General features: G+C 65.4%; 16 protein-coding genes. 6 read left to right on the forward strand and 10 right to left on the reverse strand.

The window, feature by feature from the left end:
• Positions 1-80: 80 nt before the first annotated feature.
• The 4 genes from ACQR10_RS22400 to ACQR10_RS22415 are packed head-to-tail and all read left to right on the forward strand — an operon-like array spanning position 81 to position 3,758.
• On the forward strand, positions 81-1,028 hold the full coding sequence (locus ACQR10_RS22400) for a branched-chain amino acid ABC transporter permease (protein ID WP_315802024.1): 948 nt from the start codon (positions 81-83) through the stop codon (positions 1,026-1,028).
• Positions 1,025-2,317 (forward strand): branched-chain amino acid ABC transporter permease, encoded by a 1,293-nt coding sequence (locus tag ACQR10_RS22405; protein WP_315802025.1) that lies wholly within the window; start codon positions 1,025-1,027, stop codon positions 2,315-2,317. Before ACQR10_RS22400 ends, ACQR10_RS22405 begins: the two co-directional genes overlap by 4 nt.
• Entirely contained in the window at positions 2,314-3,063 is a 750-nt protein-coding gene (locus ACQR10_RS22410) for an ABC transporter ATP-binding protein (RefSeq protein WP_315802026.1), read from the forward strand. Before ACQR10_RS22405 ends, ACQR10_RS22410 begins: the two co-directional genes overlap by 4 nt.
• The gene (locus tag ACQR10_RS22415) at positions 3,063-3,758 is read left to right on the forward strand and encodes an ABC transporter ATP-binding protein (RefSeq protein ID WP_315713534.1); all 696 of its coding nucleotides are present in this window, start codon (positions 3,063-3,065) and stop codon (positions 3,756-3,758) included. Before ACQR10_RS22410 ends, ACQR10_RS22415 begins: the two co-directional genes overlap by 1 nt.
• A 58-nt stretch (positions 3,759-3,816) precedes the next feature.
• On the opposite strand, the gene ACQR10_RS22420 is transcribed toward ACQR10_RS22415, so the two are convergent.
• From ACQR10_RS22420 to ACQR10_RS22435, 4 genes are all read right to left on the reverse strand, one after another.
• On the reverse strand, positions 3,817-4,797 hold the full coding sequence (locus ACQR10_RS22420) for an ABC transporter permease (protein WP_316217788.1): 981 nt from the start codon (positions 4,795-4,797) through the stop codon (positions 3,817-3,819).
• Entirely contained in the window at positions 4,794-5,774 is a 981-nt protein-coding gene (locus tag ACQR10_RS22425; protein WP_316217787.1) for an ABC transporter permease, read from the reverse strand. Before ACQR10_RS22425 ends, ACQR10_RS22420 begins: the two co-directional genes overlap by 4 nt.
• Positions 5,771-7,312, reverse strand: coding sequence for a sugar ABC transporter ATP-binding protein (locus ACQR10_RS22430; protein WP_316217786.1), 1,542 nt, complete (start codon positions 7,310-7,312; stop codon positions 5,771-5,773). Before ACQR10_RS22430 ends, ACQR10_RS22425 begins: the two co-directional genes overlap by 4 nt.
• A 75-nt stretch (positions 7,313-7,387) precedes the next feature.
• The gene (locus ACQR10_RS22435) at positions 7,388-8,527 is read right to left on the reverse strand and encodes a sugar ABC transporter substrate-binding protein (protein ID WP_315802030.1); all 1,140 of its coding nucleotides are present in this window, start codon (positions 8,525-8,527) and stop codon (positions 7,388-7,390) included.
• Between the two features lie 242 nt (positions 8,528-8,769).
• Here ACQR10_RS22435 and ACQR10_RS22440 point away from each other — a divergent pair, with 242 nt between their 5' ends.
• A complete protein-coding gene (locus tag ACQR10_RS22440) occupies positions 8,770-9,060 on the forward strand; it encodes a LacI family DNA-binding transcriptional regulator (protein WP_316217785.1) in 291 nt (96 codons plus the stop codon).
• Here ACQR10_RS22440 and ACQR10_RS22445 read toward each other — a convergent pair.
• The 6 genes from ACQR10_RS22445 to ACQR10_RS22470 all read right to left on the reverse strand — a co-directional run bounded on the left by ACQR10_RS22445 (position 9,033) and on the right by ACQR10_RS22470 (position 14,578).
• Positions 9,033-9,791, reverse strand: a complete 759-nt coding sequence (locus ACQR10_RS22445) for an SDR family NAD(P)-dependent oxidoreductase (protein ID WP_434912073.1) — start codon at positions 9,789-9,791, stop codon at positions 9,033-9,035. The genes ACQR10_RS22440 and ACQR10_RS22445 overlap by 28 nt on opposite strands.
• 305 nt (positions 9,792-10,096) lie before the next feature.
• Complete coding sequence (locus ACQR10_RS22450) at positions 10,097-10,969, reverse strand: ABC transporter ATP-binding protein (RefSeq protein ID WP_315802033.1); 873 nt, start codon at positions 10,967-10,969, stop codon at positions 10,097-10,099.
• Positions 10,966-11,853, reverse strand: a complete 888-nt coding sequence (locus tag ACQR10_RS22455) for an ABC transporter permease (RefSeq protein ID WP_315802034.1) — start codon at positions 11,851-11,853, stop codon at positions 10,966-10,968. The genes ACQR10_RS22450 and ACQR10_RS22455 overlap by 4 nt, the downstream gene beginning before the upstream one ends.
• Positions 11,850-13,265 carry an ABC transporter substrate-binding protein gene (locus tag ACQR10_RS22460; RefSeq protein WP_315802035.1) on the reverse strand — a complete coding sequence of 472 codons (1,416 nt, stop codon included), beginning with the start codon at positions 13,263-13,265 and terminating at the stop codon, positions 11,850-11,852. The genes ACQR10_RS22455 and ACQR10_RS22460 overlap by 4 nt, the downstream gene beginning before the upstream one ends.
• 163 nt (positions 13,266-13,428) lie before the next feature.
• Positions 13,429-14,214: a Crp/Fnr family transcriptional regulator gene (locus ACQR10_RS22465; protein WP_315802036.1), complete on the reverse strand. Its 786-nt coding sequence runs from the start codon at positions 14,212-14,214 to the stop codon at positions 13,429-13,431.
• Positions 14,215-14,287: 73 nt separating this feature from the next.
• Complete coding sequence (locus tag ACQR10_RS22470; protein WP_316217783.1) at positions 14,288-14,578, reverse strand: gamma-butyrobetaine hydroxylase-like domain-containing protein; 291 nt, start codon at positions 14,576-14,578, stop codon at positions 14,288-14,290.
• A 251-nt stretch (positions 14,579-14,829) separates the two neighbouring features.
• Here ACQR10_RS22470 and ACQR10_RS22475 point away from each other — a divergent pair, with 251 nt between their 5' ends.
• Positions 14,830-15,603, forward strand: coding sequence for a ferredoxin--NADP reductase (locus ACQR10_RS22475; protein WP_315802038.1), 774 nt, complete (start codon positions 14,830-14,832; stop codon positions 15,601-15,603).
• Positions 15,604-15,701 lie beyond the last annotated feature (98 nt).

Raw genomic sequence — 15,701 nt, forward strand, 5'->3', positions numbered from 1 at the left:
GGAAGCGGCGTCGGCCCTGCGTCGATCTGTTAGGGAATGAGCGGCGGGGCATCGAGGCCCCGGACATTCGCGGGTGCACCGTGCTTGAACTCATCGTCATCTCCACCCTCAACGGCGTGCTGTTCGGCATGCTGCTGTTCCTGCTGTCGAGCGGGCTGACCGTCATCTTCAGCATGATGGGGGTGCTCAATTTTGCTCACGCCAGCTTCTACATGCTCGGCGCCTTCTTCGGCTTCCAGCTCACGAAATGGGTCGGCTTCTGGCCGGCCCTCCTGCTCGCGCCGCTCCTCGTCGGGGCCATCGGCATGGCGGTCGAGCGTTACGGTCTGCGCAACACGCACAAGCATGGTCACGTCGCCGAGCTGCTGCTGACCTTCGGCCTCGCATTCGCGATCGAGGAAATCGTCTCGATGATCTGGGGCAAGACGCCGCTCGACTACCGCGTCCCGGCGCTGCTGGACTTTCCCGCGTTCACGATCTTCTCGACCAACTATCCGGCCTACAAGCTGTTCATGCTGGCGGTGTCGGTGACGATCTTCGTGGCGCTGCTGATCGTGCTCAAGCGCACCCGGGTCGGCCTGATCGTTCAGGCGGCATTGACCCATCCCCATATGGTCGGCCATCTCGGCCACAATGTCGGACGCGTGTTCATGGTGGTGTTCGGGGTCGGCAGCGCGCTGGCCGGTCTCGCCGGCGTCATCGCCGGTCCCGCCCTGGTGACGCAATCCGACATGGCCGCGGCGCTCGGGCCGATCCTGTTCGTGGTGATCGTGTTCGGCGGCCTGGGCTCGCTGCCGGGCGCCTTCATCGCTTCGCTGGTGATCGGCCTGGTGCAGACCTTCGCCGTGGCGCTGAACGGCTCGCTGGCGAGCGCCTTCGGCCCGCTCGATCCATCCGCCGGGCCATCGGTGCTCACCGACATCTGGAACGTGACGATCGCGCAGGTCGCGCCGATCGTTCCCTACCTGCTGCTGGTGCTCGTCCTGATCGTGCGCCCCGTGGGCCTGATGGGGACTCGCGAATCATGACCGCAGCAGTGACCTCCGCGTCTCATCTCGCGGCAGAGCCCGCCGGATCCCGTCTCCGCTTCTATGCCGTCTGGGTGATCGGCGTGGCCGTGCTGATCGTGCTGCCGCTGCTCTTCAATTCGGGAGGATCGCTGACCTCGTTCAGCCTCATCGGGATCGCGATCGTCTTCGCGCTCTCCTACAACATCCTCCTCGGTCAGACCGGATTGCTGTCGTTCGGTCACGCGGTTCACTACGGCCTGGGCGGCTTCGCGGCCTGTCACATGATGAATGCGGTGGTGGCGCATGGCTGGCCGATTCCGCTGCCCTTCATTCCGCTGTTCGGCGGGCTGGGCGGCCTCGCCTTCGCGATCATCCTCGGCTGGGTCATGACCAAGCGCGCCGGCACGGTGTTTGCGATGATCTCGCTCGGCATCGGCGAGCTCGTGGCGTCGTCGTCGCTGATCCTGCGCTCGGTGTTCGGCGGCGAAGCCGGCATCACCACGGACCGCACCGCTCTGCCGCGCATGTTCGGCTGGACCTTCGGGCCGCAGCTGCAGGTCTATTACCTGATCGCGTTCTGGCTGGTGCTATCGGCAATCGCGATGTATGCGCTGACCCGGACGCCCCTGGGGCGGATCAGCAATGCGGTGCGCGACAATCCCGAACGGGTCCAGTTCATCGGCTATGATCCGCACGTCGTCCGCTATCTCGCCTATTGTTTCGCCGGATTCTTCGCCGGCGTCGCGGGCGGCCTCGCGGCGATCAGCTTCGAGATCGCGAACTCCGCCTATCTCGGTGCAATCCAGTCGGGCCTCGTGCTGTTCGCGACCTTCATCGGTGGGACGGCCTACTTCTTCGGTCCGATCCTCGGCGCGATCCTGGTGACCTATCTCCAGCTTGGGCTGACGAGCCTCACCAGCGTCTGGCAGCTCTATTTCGGCATCATCTTCATCGGCATCGTCATGTTCTCACCCGGTGGCATCGCCGGTCTGCTGATGATGCACCGGCCGCTGGTCCGTGCCGGAACGCTCGGAATGGTGATCCCGTCCTATCTCGTTGCCATCGTGCCGACCGCGGCGTTCGCTTGCGGCGTCATCCTGACCATCGAGACGGTCGCGCGTTATTCGGGTGGCGACGCCATCAACCTGTTCGGCGTGGCCTTCAATCCGCAATCCCCCGTGACATGGGGCGTCGCCGCGATTCTGGTGGTCGCCGGCTTCTTCGTCGCGCGGTCGACGTGGCAGCGGATTGCCGGAGCCTGGGACGGGGCCGCCACCGTGGCGCGTGATCGGGGGTATCTGGCATGACCGCGGCCATCGAAGTCCGTGCCGTCGAAAAGCGCTTCGGCAATGTCGGCGTCATCCGCGACCTCAACCTGAGCGTCGCCCAGGGCGAGCGTCACGCGATCATCGGCCCGAACGGCGCTGGCAAGTCCACGACGTTCAACCTCATCAGCGGGCATATCAGGCCGACCTCGGGCGAGGTGCGATTGAACGGCGCGGTCATCTCGGGCCTGCGGCCGTTCGAGATCAACCGGCGCGGCCTGTCGCGCTCGTTCCAGGTGACCAACGTGTTCGCCCGCATGACCGTGTGGGAGAACGTCCGCTGCGCCGTGCTGTGGGCGACCGGACATCGCTACGCGTTCTGGAAGAACGTCGACAGTCTGCCGGAGGTGCGCGAGCGGACCGCCCAGATCCTCGACGACATTCATCTCACGCATCGGCGTGACATCCCCGCGGGGTTGTTGACTTATGCCGAGCAGCGCGAGCTGGAGATCGGGGTCACCATTGCGAGCGGTGCGACGGTCGTCATGCTCGACGAGCCGACGGCCGGAATGAGCCATGCGGAAACCGAGCGCGCCGTCTCGTTGATCCGGAGGCTCACCGAGGGGCGGACGCTGGTGATCGTCGAGCACGACATGAGCGTGGTATTCGGTCTCGCCGATCGCATCTCGGTGCTGGTCTACGGCCACATCATCGCGTCGGGCACGCCGGAGGAGATCCGTCGGGACCCGAAGGTGAGGGAAGCCTATCTCGGCGAGGAGGCCCACTGATGCTCGAAGTCAGGAACCTCCACGCCTATTACGGCAAGAGTCACATCCTCCAGGGCGTCGACCTCGACGTCGCTGCTGGCGAAGTGGTGAGCCTGCTCGGCCGCAACGGCGTCGGCCGCTCGACCACCGTGAAGGCGATCATGGGCGAGGTCAGTCCGCAGGGGACGATCCGCTTCAAGGGCCGGGACATTGCCGGCTTGCCGAGCTACAAGATCGCGCGCCTTGGGCTTGGCTATGTGCCCGAGCATCGCGACATCTTTCCGAGCCTCACCGTGCGGCAAAATCTCGTGCTCGGCATCAAGGACACCCGGCGGCCGGGGAAGTGGCGCCTCCAGGACATGCTCGACATGTTTCCCAATCTCGCCGCGCGCGCCGATACGCCGGCGGGCGTGCTGTCGGGCGGCGAGAAGCAGATGCTGACCACCTGCCGGACCTTGATGGGTGACCCCGACCTGATCATGATCGACGAACCCACCGAAGGTCTGGCGCCGCTGATCGTACAGCAGGTCGGCGACCTGATCGCCCGGATTGCGGCGGCTGGCGTCGCGATCCTGCTTGTCGAGCAGAAGCTCTCGATCGCGATGCGGATCTCGAAGCGCGTCTATGTCATGGGCCACGGCCGCGTCGTGTTCGAAGGAACGCCGGATCAGCTCAAGGCCAACACCGCGGTCCGGCAGGAGTGGCTCGAAGTGTGAGGTGCAGCGGCATCCGTCGCAGATCACCAGCCGGCTTGCGGGACCAGTCGCTGTTCGATCACAGCTTCTGGCGGCCGTAGATCAGGAGCATCAGGATGATCACCGCGCCGTAGATCAGCTGGCGGCCGGCCTCGCTGATCTGCATCACCGACAGGATGGACTGCAGCAGGGTGATCAGCACGACGCCGGCGACGGTGCCGAGATAGCTGCCGCGGCCGCCGAGAATGTGCGTGCCGCCGAGCACGACGGCGGCGATCGAGGGCAGCAGATAGGCGTCGCCCATCGACTGCGCCGCCTTCGAGGCATAGCCCGCGAGCAGCACGCCGCCGAAGGCGGACAGCGCGCCGGACAGCGCGAACGCCAGCATGGTGATGCGGCGTGTATTGATCCCTGAGAGATAGGCCGCGCGCTCGCGATTGCCGATGGCATAGATGGCGCGGCCGAACGTGGTCCGTGACAACAGCCAGATCGCTGCGCCGCCGATGATCGCCCAGACAAGCACCGCATTGGGCAGGCCGGGCACGATCGTGCCGGTGGCGAGATAGCGCATCGCCTTGGAGGCGGAATCCTGCGGCGCGAAGCCGCCGGTGTAGGCCACCATCAGGCCTTGCGCGACCGCATTGGTCGCCAGCGTGATGATCATCGAGGGAATGCGCAGATAGGCGACGCCGATGCCGTTCAGGACACCGATGGCGGCGCCGCAGAGAATGCCGCAGGGAATCGCGATGATGGCGCCGGTCGTGCCATGCGCGGCCGCCGCGCAGGCCATCATCGCGCCCGTCGTCACCACCCAAGGCACCGACAGGTCGATCTGCCCAAGCAGGATCACCAGCATCATCCCGGTGGCGATCACGCCCAGGAAGCTCGCGACCTTCAACTGCTGCAGCAGATAATCCGGCGACAGGAAGCTGCGCGAATACAGGCTGCCGACCAGCAGCAGCAGCACGATGCAGCCGAACGAGGCCGCCACCGCCGGATCGATCCGACGCAGCATGGCGATCCCGCGATGGGCCGGTTGTGGTGCCGTTGCGTCGCTCATCCGAACCACTCCAGCCGATTGCGCACCCGCACCAGGCCGAACGCGCCGATCGAGACCGCGAGCATCAGCACCAGCCCCTGGAACAGCGGCTGCCACAGCGGATCGAAATCGAACACGAACAGCAGATCGCCGATGGTCCGGAACGCGAGTGCGCCGAAGATCGCCCCGATCGCGCTGCCGCGTCCGCCCATCAGAGATACGCCGCCGAGCACCACGGCCGCGATCGAGAACAGGGTGTAGGCATTGCCGCTCGCATAGGCGGCCTCGCCCGTGTAGGAGAAGAACGTCAGGAACAGGCCGCCGATCGACGACAGCAGGCCAGCCAAGGTGTATGCGACGAACTTGGCCGCGCGGATCGGCGCGCCGGACATGTAGGCTGCGACCTCGGAGGAGCCGGTCGCGAACGCGGCGCGGCCGACGACCGAGCGGCTATAGGGCACCCAGATCAGCAGCGCCGCCGCAGCCAGTGCCACGAGGCTCGTGGGCAGCACGCCGAATAATCTTCCCGTCAAGGCATCCGCCAGCGTCTCGTTGACGGATCCGCCGGGATTGGGCCGCAGGAACAGCGCGATGCCGTAGTACATCGCCCCGGTGGCGATCGTGGTCACGATCGGCTGCAGGCGCCCGAAGATCACGATCGCGCCGTTGATCATGCCGCAGACGATGCCGGTGCCGAGCACGCCGGCGACGCCGAGCGCGGTCTCGGTGGCGGTGCCGACCACGATCCAGGACGCGAGGCAGTTGGTCAATGTCAGGATCATGCCGACGGACAGATCGATGCCGGCGGTGATCACCACGATCGCCTGCGCCATGGCGACGAAGGCCAGCAGCGTCGCCTTGTTGGCCGCGGTCTGCACCATGTTGGCGCTGAAGCCGGCCGGATGATTGGTCGCATAGAGCACGAACATCGCGACGAAGATGCCGATCGCGAGCAGGGTGCCGCGCTGTTCGGCGAGCCAGTACCGCCACTCGGTCATGCCAGACTCGCTTCCGCTCGCTCGCCCTCGTCGACATTGAGCGCACTGCTGACCAGCGCGCGCTCGGTGATCTCGGCGCCCGCAAGCTCGCGCCTGATCGCGCCATCATACATCACCAGCACGCGGTCGCAGCAGCCGATCAGCTCGTCATAGTCGGTCGAATAGAGCAGGATCGCGGCGCCCTCGTCGGCAAGCCGGCGCAGCAGCCGGTAGATCTCCTGCTTGGTGCCGACGTCGATGCCGCGCGTCGGATCGTTGAGCAGGATGATGCGCGGCTTGTTCATCAGCCATTTCGCGATCACGACCTTCTGCTGATTGCCGCCGGAGAGCGCGCTGACGGCGAGATCGGGGGAGGCAGTCTTGATCTCGATCAGGCGGATCATCTCCTCGATCAGGGCCGATTGCCGCTGCCGGTCGATGATGCCGAATGTCGCGAACCGGTCGAAGGCGGCGGCCGAGAGATTGTCGCGCACCGACATCGGCAGCATCAGTCCTTCGGTCTTGCGGTCCTCCGGAATCAGCGCGAGGCCGATGCGCTCCGACTTGGCAGTGACGGGGCTGTCGATCGTCACCTTGTTGCCGTCGATCAGAATGTCGCCGCGGCAGTCGCGCAGCACGCCGAACAGCGCCAGCAGCAGCTCGCGCTGGCCCTGGCCGTCGAGCCCGCCGAGTCCGATGATCTCTCCGGCCTGCAGCGAGAACGAGATGTCCTTCAGCCGGTCGCCCCAACTGATGCTCCTGCATTGCAGCGCGGGCGGCCGCCCATCGGTCTTGCGCGGCGGCTTGTCCGGGAAAGCGTGCTTGTACTCGCGGCCGATCATCAGCTCGATCACTTCGGCATCCGTCCTGGTGCCGGCCGGGAAGGTCGAGATGCGGCGCCCGTTGCGGAATACGCTGCATTCATCGGCGAGCTCGGCGATCTCGTGCATGCGGTGGGAGATGTAGAGCAGCGCCAGCCCCTCGCTGCGCAGGCGCTTCAGTACCGTAAATACCTTGGTCACGTCGGAGGCGGTCAGCGCCGAGGTCGCCTCGTCGAGGATCAGGATCTTCGGCCGCCGCGACAGCGCTTTCGCGATCTCGACCATCTGCCGGCGCGACAGCGGCAGGTCCTTCACCAGCGCGCGCGGATGAATGTCGCCGGCGCCGGCGCGGTGTAGCGCCTCCTCGGCAAGCCGGCGCTGGGCGCGCCGGTCGATCATGCCGAACCGCGTCGGCGGATGCGAGATCATGATGTTGTCCGCGACCGACAGGTCGGGAATCAGCGACAGCTCCTGGAAGATGCAGACGACGCCGGCGTCATTCGCGGCGGAGGGACCGCTGAAGGCGACCTCGCGCCCTTCGAGCGTCATCCGGCCTTCGTCCGGTGCGACCGCGCCGACCATCAGCTTGATCAGCGTCGACTTGCCGGCGCCGTTCTCGCCGAGAATGGCGTGGATGCGGCCGGGGTGGACCTCCAGGTCCGCACCGTCGAGAGCGATCACGCCGCCGTAGCGTTTGGACAGTCCTACGGCGCGAAACAGCGGCTCAGCCGCGATCATGCTTGCTTCCCCAGTCGTTTGGGCAATAGGGACGGGCTGGCCGCGAGAGAACCCGCGGACCAGCGATCCATCGGCCTATTGGTTTTCCTTCGACTGGCCCATGATCTCCTGCGCCGTGAAGTTGATGCCGCAGGTCGGGAAGGAGTTGCCGACGAAGAAGTTGTCGGACTGGGCCGGGAAGTAGTCCTGATCCTTCTTGAAGTTCGGATCTTCCACGACCGCGAGCGGCAGCTTGACCGATTGCGGCACGACCTTGCCTTCGAGGGCGGCGAGCGCGACCTTGATCGCGACCGCGACCTGCGCAGGTCCGGTGCCAGCGGACGAGCATTTCAGGCCTTCCGAGGCCTTGGCGGCGCAGAACTTGCGGAAGCCGTTCTCGGTCTCGCCGCCGAACGGCACCATCTTGTGCTTGGCGTCGAGCATGGCCTGCACGATGCCGGTGTCGCCACCCTGGCCGGAGATCGCATCGAACGGGCCGTTGGTCGCGATCGCATCGGCCGTGGCCTTCTGGGCGACGCCGTCGTCCCATTTGCCGACGACCTCGGTGACCTGCCACTTCTTGCCGGAGCCGTCGAGAACGGAGTGGAAGCCGTTGTGACGGTCGGTGTCGACCGAGGTTCCGGCGACGCCGCGCACCTCGAGCACCTTGCCGCCGCCGGGCACGTTCTTGACCAGCCACTTCGCCCAGAGCTCGCCGAGGCCCTTCTGGTCGACATTGACGTTGATCGCGTCTTCCGTCGCGAGAATGTTGTCGAAGGCGACGAGGATCACGCCGGCCTGCTTGGCGCGCTTGATCACCGGCCCGAAGGCGGTCGGGTTCTGCGCGTTGACGACGATGGCGTCATAGCCGGAGTCGATGAAGTTGTTGATCGCCGAGATCTGCGCCGGCACGTCCTCGCCGGTCGAGACGACCTTGAACTCCTTGAGCTTGGCCTTCACCTCGGGCTGCGCCGCATAGGCCTTCGCGGTCTGGATCATCTGGATGCGCCAGGTGTTGGCGATGTAGCCGTTCGCCAGTGCGATGCGGTAGGGGCCCTTCTTGGCCGGAAACTTGAAGAACTTGGTGTCCTTGGTCCACGGCACCATGCATTCAGGCTCGCTCGCCGGTCCCTTGACCATCTCCGGCTCCGCCAGCGCCTTGCTGGCAAACGCGGTGACCAGCACCAGCGATGCACACGTGGCAAGGCATCGCGCCCTCATCGACTTGGACGACATTCGTGACCTCCCCTGTTGTTGTGGCGCCAGATCAATGACGCATGTGCGAGACGCCTCTTTGTTTCCGGAGGTTGTGCGAGCAATGCTCGTCGTCTCGACCCGCCAAGCGTTACTGATCAATGATAGCGCTGTCAATTACCGTCGCGCGGCTTTATGCCAAGCGGCCGGCCGTGTGTCATGTTTGCGGCTCGGACAAATCCGCGTAGATGAACGTTCCCAGGATCATGTCTCAGAAACGTCGCATGACGCTGAAGGACGGTGCACGCATCGCCGATGTCAGCGCTGTCACCGTGTCGCGGGTGCTGCGGCGGCCCGATATCGTTTCGCCGCGATTGCGCAAGCGGATCGATGCCGCTGGTTGCCTGGCTCCCGGCACAGGCGACGATCTCGCTCGGGCGCGCCGCGGGCAAGCGGCCGAGAACGCATTAGATCGACGTCGGTTTCGAGATCGCCGCACGCGGCAGCACCGGACCGCGTCTCGTTGCGTCGTGATGATAGACGAGTCTCAGGCCCAGCCGCCGTCGACGATGTAGTTCTGGTTGGTGCAGGCGCCGCTGTCGTCGGCGGCGAAGAACAGCACCACGCGGGCGATGTCGTCCGGAACGAGCTTGCGCTTGAGGCATTGGCGCCGCATTAGCTCGGCCTCGCCCTCGGGCGTCAGCCACATTCGCTGCTGGCGCTCGGTCATGATCCAGCCCGGAAGGATGGAATTGACCCTGATGTTGCTGGGGCCGAGATCGCGGGCGAGAGCGCGCGTCAGTCCCTGGATCGCCGACTTCGCCGTGGTGTAGCAGGGCATGTTGCCCTGGCCGAGCACCCAGCTCACCGAGCCGAGATTGACGATCGCGCCGCCTCCCACCTGGATCATGTCCGGCGCAACCGCCTGGGCCGCGAAGAACTGATGCTTGAGGTTCACGGCGATGCGCTCGTCCCAATAGTCCGGCGTGACGTCCTCGATCGCGTGGCGGTCGTCGCGCGCCGCATTGTTCACGAGGATGGTGATCGGCCCGAGCGCCTCGCGGGCGCCGGCGACCGCAGCCCTCAGCGCGGCGATGTCGCGCAGATCGGCATGCGCGAAGTGCACCTTGGCCTCCGCAGGCAGGCTCGCCAGCACATGCTGCGAGGCCTCCAGGTCGATGTCGATGAATCCGACACGCGCGCCTTGGCCGACGAAATTGCGGACGATCGCTTCCCCGATGCCGGAGCCGCCGCCGGTCACGAGAACGGCCCGATCCTTGAGGCTTGGGTAGATGGTGCCCTGCATTGGTTCCTCTCGGTTTGCGCCTGGGAGAGCGGCCGCGGCCGCGACGAGACGCATCCCGGACGCCGTCCGTGCCGTGCGATGCACGGCCGGTGCGTCCGACTGGACCTCTCGATGTGCGCCCGCGAGCAACCCTCACGCCCGATGTCGACGGAGCCGGGCGTTCCCCCTGCGACGTCCTTGTTTGCTATCCGGCATTCTGCGCCAGGACCGGCCGGGACGCCAGCACCTGTTGCGCCGCTCGGGTGCGACCATCGGGCGCCTTCTTCGGAGCTGGACCGGCCGCCGTCGGTCGAGCGCAAAACCCTTCAGAGGATTTCGGAGATCGACTGGCCCTGCAACTCGATGCTCAGTCCCTGCATGCCGAGATCGGTGATCTCGCCGCCCATCGCCTTCAGGCTCTCCTCGCGGATCAACGACATCAGCCCGCGCCGCAGCGCCAGGAATTCCGACGACATCATCATCGCTTGCTGGCGTGGGCGCTCGAGCGGGATCTGGATTTCGGCCTTGATCGAGCCGGGGCGCGCGGTCATGCAGTAGACGCGGTCGGACAGGAAGATCGCCTCGTCGATGTCGTGGGTGACGAACAGCACCGAGATCTTCAGCCGCTGCCACATGTTGGTGAGGATCTGCTGCATGATGATGCGGGTCTGCGCGTCCAGCGCGCCGAACGGCTCGTCGAGCAGCAGCACCTTGGGGCCGGTGGCGAGCGCGCGCACGATGCCGACGCGCTGCTTCATGCCGCCGGAGAGACGCTCGGGATAGTGGTTCTCGAACGCCTCGAGACCGGCGAGGCCGAGCAGAGTCCGCGCCGCGCGTGCGCGCTCGAACTTCGCCATGCCGCGCATCTTCAGCCCGAACTCGACGTTCTCGCGCACCGTCTTCCAGGGAAACAGCGAATATTGCTGAAACACCATGCCGCGTTCGGCGCTGGGTCCGGTCACGGCCTGGCCGTCGACCGTGACGATGCCGCTGGTCGGTTTGAGGAAGCCCGCGACAGCGTTGAGCAGTGTCGACTTGCCGCAACCCGACGGTCCGACGATCGAGACGAACTCGCCGGGCTCGACATGGATCTGGGTGTCGGTGACGGCCTCGACGGCGCCGTCGATGGTCTCGTAGCTCAGGGCGAAGTTGCGGACCTCGATATGGCCCTGTCTCGTATCCGCTGCGGCTTGGCTCATCGCGACCTCCAGGGCATCACCAATTGTCCGGCTGCGCGGATCACGAGGCTCGAGCCGAGCCCGAGCACGCCGATCGCGATCATCCCGAGCGCGATGTCGGCATACTGGACCAGTGAATAGGCTTCCCAGGTGAAGTAGCCGATGCCGAACTGTCCCGAGATCATCTCGGCCGCGATCAGCGACACCCATGCGACGCCCATGCCGACGGTGAGGCCAGTGAAGATGTGCGGCAGCGACGCCGGGAAATAGACCTCGCGGAAGATCGACGCCTCCCGGGCGCCAAGGCATTTGGCGGCGCGCACCAGCACGGGATCGACCAGCGTCATGCCGTGCAGGGTGTTGACCAGGATCGGAAAGAACGAGCCGAGAAAGGTGATGAAGACAATGCTCTGCTCGTTGGTCGGCCACAGCATGATCGCCATCGGGACCCAGGCGATGGCCGGAATCGGACGCAGCACCTCGGCGACCGGAAACACGATCTCGTGCACCAGCTTGAAGCGGCCCATGATCAGGCCGAGCGGCACGCCGACCAGCGCGGCCAGCGAGAACCCGATGAAGATCCGGCGGCAACTGAGCAGGATGTGCATCAGGAATTTCGGATCGTGGATCGCCTTGGTGAAGCTCGCATAGACCGCCAGCGGCGCCGGCACGTTGGTGAACTTCACGAAGAAGACGACGCGGTAGGTCGTCAGCAGGTGCCAGGCGATCAGGAACAGGATCAGCGACGCGGTGCCGATCAGCAGCGACTGCAGCCGGTCCTGGTTCAGCCGGAACCAGCGTGCCGCGCGGGCGGAGACGTGCGGCCGGCTCGGCGGGGGCGCGGTGCCAGGCGCGGCGGCCGCCGCAGCCTGGTCGGGCGACGTCATCAGGGCGGGGCTGCTCAAGTCTTGCCTCCCGCCACCGCCAGCTTCACGGCGTCATCAAGTCCCATCACCTTGCCGCCGATCTTGGCGGCATAGGCCTCGGCATCCTTCTTCAGCAGGAACGGCGCGATCTCGCCATTGGCGGCGGCGAAGAACGCCTGGTCGGCGAACAGCTTGATGCCGCGCGCGGTGTCGAAGACGTAGGCGACGTTGATCTTCTTGCCCTTGGCCTTGTAGTCGGCATAGGCGCCGAGCGTGCAGGTCGCGCTGCTGAAGGCTGTGATGCCCTCGCCGTCGATCCAGACCTCGCCGGCCTTGCGCGGCTCGGTGATCGGCCTGTTGCAGAACTTGTCCTCGCCGGAGATTTCGTAGTTCGCGGTGCTGGCGAGATCCTTGTCATAGTCCAGCTTCAGCTCGGCATAGGCCTTGCGGATGTAGCTGTCGTCCACCCACTTCTTCGGATCGAACTCCTTCATGCGGCCGAGGCTCTGCAGCACCTTGACGTCAGTCGCGGCGGCATCCACCAGCGCCGGCTTGATCGTCGGATCCGTGGTCATGTTGCCGCCGGGACCGAGGAAGATGTAGACGACCTCCTTGTTGATCCCGGTCCATTCCTGGATCTTTTCGGCCGCCGCTTTCGGATCCTGGCGCAGCCACTGGTTGGCGGCGATGACTGCCTTGACATAGGCGATGACGACCTCGGGATACTTCTCCGCAAAGTCGGTGCGGACGACGACGCCGTGGAAGGTCGGCAGGTTGGTCTGGACGCCGTCGAAGATCTTGCGCGCATAGCCGCGGAACGGCAGCAACTCGGCGAACGGAACGAAATCGGCGTGCGCGTCGATCTTCTTTTCCTGCAGGTTCGTCGAGCCGACCTCCGGCGTCTGGCTCACGAGCTGGAAGAAGTCCGCCGGATAGCCGGCGTCCTGAAGCGCCTTCAGCACCATGCCATGTGCGGCCGAGCCGAACGGCACGCTGACCAGCTTGCCCTTGAGGTCGGAGAGTTCATAGTAGGGCGAGTCCTTGTGAACGACGATGCCGTTGCCGGAGCCGGCGAGGCTGTAGGCGGCGACCGCGATCAGCCGGCTCTTGCTCTCGGGATTGTTCTCGAAGGTGAAGCCGTTCACGATCAGCGGGTAGTCGCCCATCATGCCGAACTGCAGCTTGTTCGCCATCATCCCGTTGGTGACGGGCGGGCCGGACGTGAAGTTCTGCCACTCGATCTCGAACTTGATGTTGGCGTATTTGCCGTCCTTGGGCAGATACTTCTCCAGCAGGTGAAGCTGCCGCACGATGGTGCCGGCAGTCACCGTGTTGGTCGTGGTGTCCTGGGTGCCTATGCCGATCGTGACCGTCTCTGCTGCGACGGGCTGCGCCGCAATCAGGGACAGACAGGTGACGGATAGTAAGAGCGCGTGACGGCAGCGGACCATTCTCATCCCCGTTCGGTTGGATGGCTGATGGCGCCATGATGAAGGCCGCGTCCACGAGCGCAAATCCGGAGTTCGGCAGCGGGTGGATTAGTTGCCGTCAAAATCCGGTTGCGTACTCCTTGGGCAATTTCGCTCATGACAGCCGCTTGCATGAGCAGGCCGGCTAATCCGCGGCCTGGCCGCGCATCTCGTCCAGGACGTCGGGCCGGCAGACCACGATCTGCGACCGCCTGGTACGGACGATATTCTTTTCCTGCATCCGCTTGAGGCTGATCGTCACCCACTGCCGCGTCGCGCCGACCATGTGGGCGATGTCGGCATGGGTGAAGGCCGCGGCAATGACCTTGCCGTCGGGATCGTCGACGCCATAGAGGTCGACGAGATGCAGCAGCAGATGGGCGAGCCGCTCGGTGATCGAACGGGTCCCCAGCATCTGGGCCAGGGCGGAGTAGCATTTTCCCTTGAAGCTCAACCCTTCGATCAGTCCGATCGCCAGATTGGGGATCTCCGCCACCAGCGTTCGCAGCTCCTTGCCGGGAAGCTGGATCACGCTGGCATTGCTGGCCGCGATGCCGGACCATTGATGCACGCCGGTGTCGAACACTTCGGGACCGCCGACGAAATTGCCGACATGCCAATAGGCCAGCGTGATCTCGCGCCCCTGCGGGGACGTGTAGAACACGCGGATGCGGCCGCTCTCGACCAGGAAAATGCCGTCGTGCCGGGCGCCCTGACTGAACAGCGTCTGGCCGCGGTTCAGGACCTTGCGGCGGCCCTGCTTCAGCACCTGCTCACGCTCGCGCAGGCTGAGCCTTTCGATCAGCGACGGCGGGCCGCCGATGGATTGCTGACTTTCGGTGAGCAGGAGCGACGAACTGGTCACCGCGCGTGCTGAGGTCATGGGAGAGGGCACGGCTTCCGCAGCTGATTTGGCCGCCTGCAGCAACATGTCTTGCCTCCGCATTGATCATACTGATCAGAAGCGGAGCAATGTTCGTGCCATCCGTCGCCGCGTGAGGGCCTCAAACGGCAGCGAGTTCCCAGAGGTATGATTTCGGATAGATGCCACGATTATGGCCGTCGGAAAACGCGATGTTCAGGCCGTAGCCGAGGTCACCGACCCCCACGATGCCGATCCCGGGAAATTGCGGCGGGAAGCGGCCGTCGAAGCGGGCCCGCCTGCAATGCGCGCACATGCAGGACAGGCGCAGCCGTTCGGCGGACAGCACCGCGGGTGCGCCGCTCGCGTTCCGTAGCCGCAATGATGCCAGGTCGGGACTGACCTCGCCGTCAGCGATGTCGGCTGCAATCATGGCTCCTCCTGGTTGTGCCGAGGCCGGTGTCATCACGCTAGGGGAGACGGTTCGGAGCACCCAGCAACTAATTGCCTCGTTCGACGAAATGTCGAGCGCTGCTGCTTCGTTAGGCGCGCTGGCTTTCCCCGGAACAATCTTCGCAACTAATCCACCGTCGCAGCACGTTCGAAATTGCCGGACTGCGCCGTTTCCGCGAGATCGTGCTCAGCAACCGCCACACGGCGCGCCCCGCGCCTCAGGAGACGACGATGAGCGCTTTTCAGACCGAGACGGTGTTGTCGGTCCGGCACTGGACCGATTCGCTGTTCAGCTTCACCGCCACGCGGGATCCCGGCTTCCGCTTCCAGAACGGGCAGTTCGCGATGATCGGACTGGAGGTCGACGGCCGGCCGCTGATGCGCGCCTACAGCATGGCGAGCGCCAATCACGAGGAGGAGCTGGAGTTCTTCAGCATCAAGGTGGCGGACGGGCCGCTGACCTCACGGCTGCAGAAGATCAAGGAGGGCGATCGCATCCTCGTCGGGCGCAAGGCGACGGGAACGCTGATCGCGGGCAACCTCATTCCCGGCAGACGTCTGCTGCTGCTGTCGACCGGCACCGGGCTGGCGCCGTTCGCCAGCCTGGTCAAGGATCCCGACATCTACGAGACCTATGAGACCATCATTCTGGCCCATGGCTGCCGCCAGGTCTCGGAGCTTGCCTATGGCGAGCAGCTCGTCGACAGCCTGCGCGGCCATGACTTCTTCGGCCCCCTGGTCCGAGATCGGCTGCACCATTACCCCACGGTGACCCGCGAGCCGTTCCGCAACCGCGGCCGCATCACCGATCTGATCGCATCGGGCCAGATGTTCGCCGACATCGGCGGGCCCGACCTCGATGTCGAGACCGACCGCGTCATGCTCTGTGGCAGCCCGGCGATGTTGGCCGAGCTCCAGACCATGCTGGAGGACCGCGGCTTCGTCGAAGGCAACCACAGCACGCCCGGCCATTTCGTGGTCGAGAAGGCGTTCGTCGAGCGCTGAGCGCCGGCGGAAGAATTGCGTCCCGGCGACAACTAATTGCTATCGCCGGGCGCGCCGCTGAACAACTCTGACCCGGACCGGTGGGTCCGGCCAAGCAG

Origin of the sequence: Bradyrhizobium sp. HKCCYLRH2060, from assembly GCF_051168135.1 — a bacterium.
GTDB lineage: Bacteria > Pseudomonadota > Alphaproteobacteria > Rhizobiales > Xanthobacteraceae > Bradyrhizobium.

Bases quoted from the DNA above. Each gene is read 5' to 3' on its own strand.
- ACQR10_RS22415 (WP_315713534.1), top strand. From the start codon at position 3,063: ATGCTCGAAGTCAGGAACCTCCACGCCTATTACGGCAAGAGTCACATC.
- ACQR10_RS22435 (WP_315802030.1), bottom strand. From the start codon at position 8,527: ATGTCGTCCAAGTCGATGAGGGCGCGATGCCTTGCCACGTGTGCATCG.
- ACQR10_RS22450 (WP_315802033.1), bottom strand. From the start codon at position 10,969: ATGAGCCAAGCCGCAGCGGATACGAGACAGGGCCATATCGAGGTCCGC.
- ACQR10_RS22470 (WP_316217783.1), bottom strand. From the start codon at position 14,578: ATGATTGCAGCCGACATCGCTGACGGCGAGGTCAGTCCCGACCTGGCA.
- ACQR10_RS22425 (WP_316217787.1), bottom strand. From the start codon at position 5,774: ATGACCGAGTGGCGGTACTGGCTCGCCGAACAGCGCGGCACCCTGCTC.
- ACQR10_RS22430 (WP_316217786.1), bottom strand. From the start codon at position 7,312: ATGATCGCGGCTGAGCCGCTGTTTCGCGCCGTAGGACTGTCCAAACGC.
- ACQR10_RS22410 (WP_315802026.1), top strand. From the start codon at position 2,314: ATGACCGCGGCCATCGAAGTCCGTGCCGTCGAAAAGCGCTTCGGCAAT.
- ACQR10_RS22465 (WP_315802036.1), bottom strand. From the start codon at position 14,214: ATGTTGCTGCAGGCGGCCAAATCAGCTGCGGAAGCCGTGCCCTCTCCC.
- ACQR10_RS22405 (WP_315802025.1), top strand. From the start codon at position 1,025: ATGACCGCAGCAGTGACCTCCGCGTCTCATCTCGCGGCAGAGCCCGCC.
- ACQR10_RS22445 (WP_434912073.1), bottom strand. From the start codon at position 9,791: ATGCAGGGCACCATCTACCCAAGCCTCAAGGATCGGGCCGTTCTCGTG.
- ACQR10_RS22475 (WP_315802038.1), top strand. From the start codon at position 14,830: ATGAGCGCTTTTCAGACCGAGACGGTGTTGTCGGTCCGGCACTGGACC.
- ACQR10_RS22420 (WP_316217788.1), bottom strand. From the start codon at position 4,797: ATGAGCGACGCAACGGCACCACAACCGGCCCATCGCGGGATCGCCATG.
- ACQR10_RS22440 (WP_316217785.1), top strand. From the start codon at position 8,770: ATGACGCTGAAGGACGGTGCACGCATCGCCGATGTCAGCGCTGTCACC.
- ACQR10_RS22460 (WP_315802035.1), bottom strand. From the start codon at position 13,265: ATGGTCCGCTGCCGTCACGCGCTCTTACTATCCGTCACCTGTCTGTCC.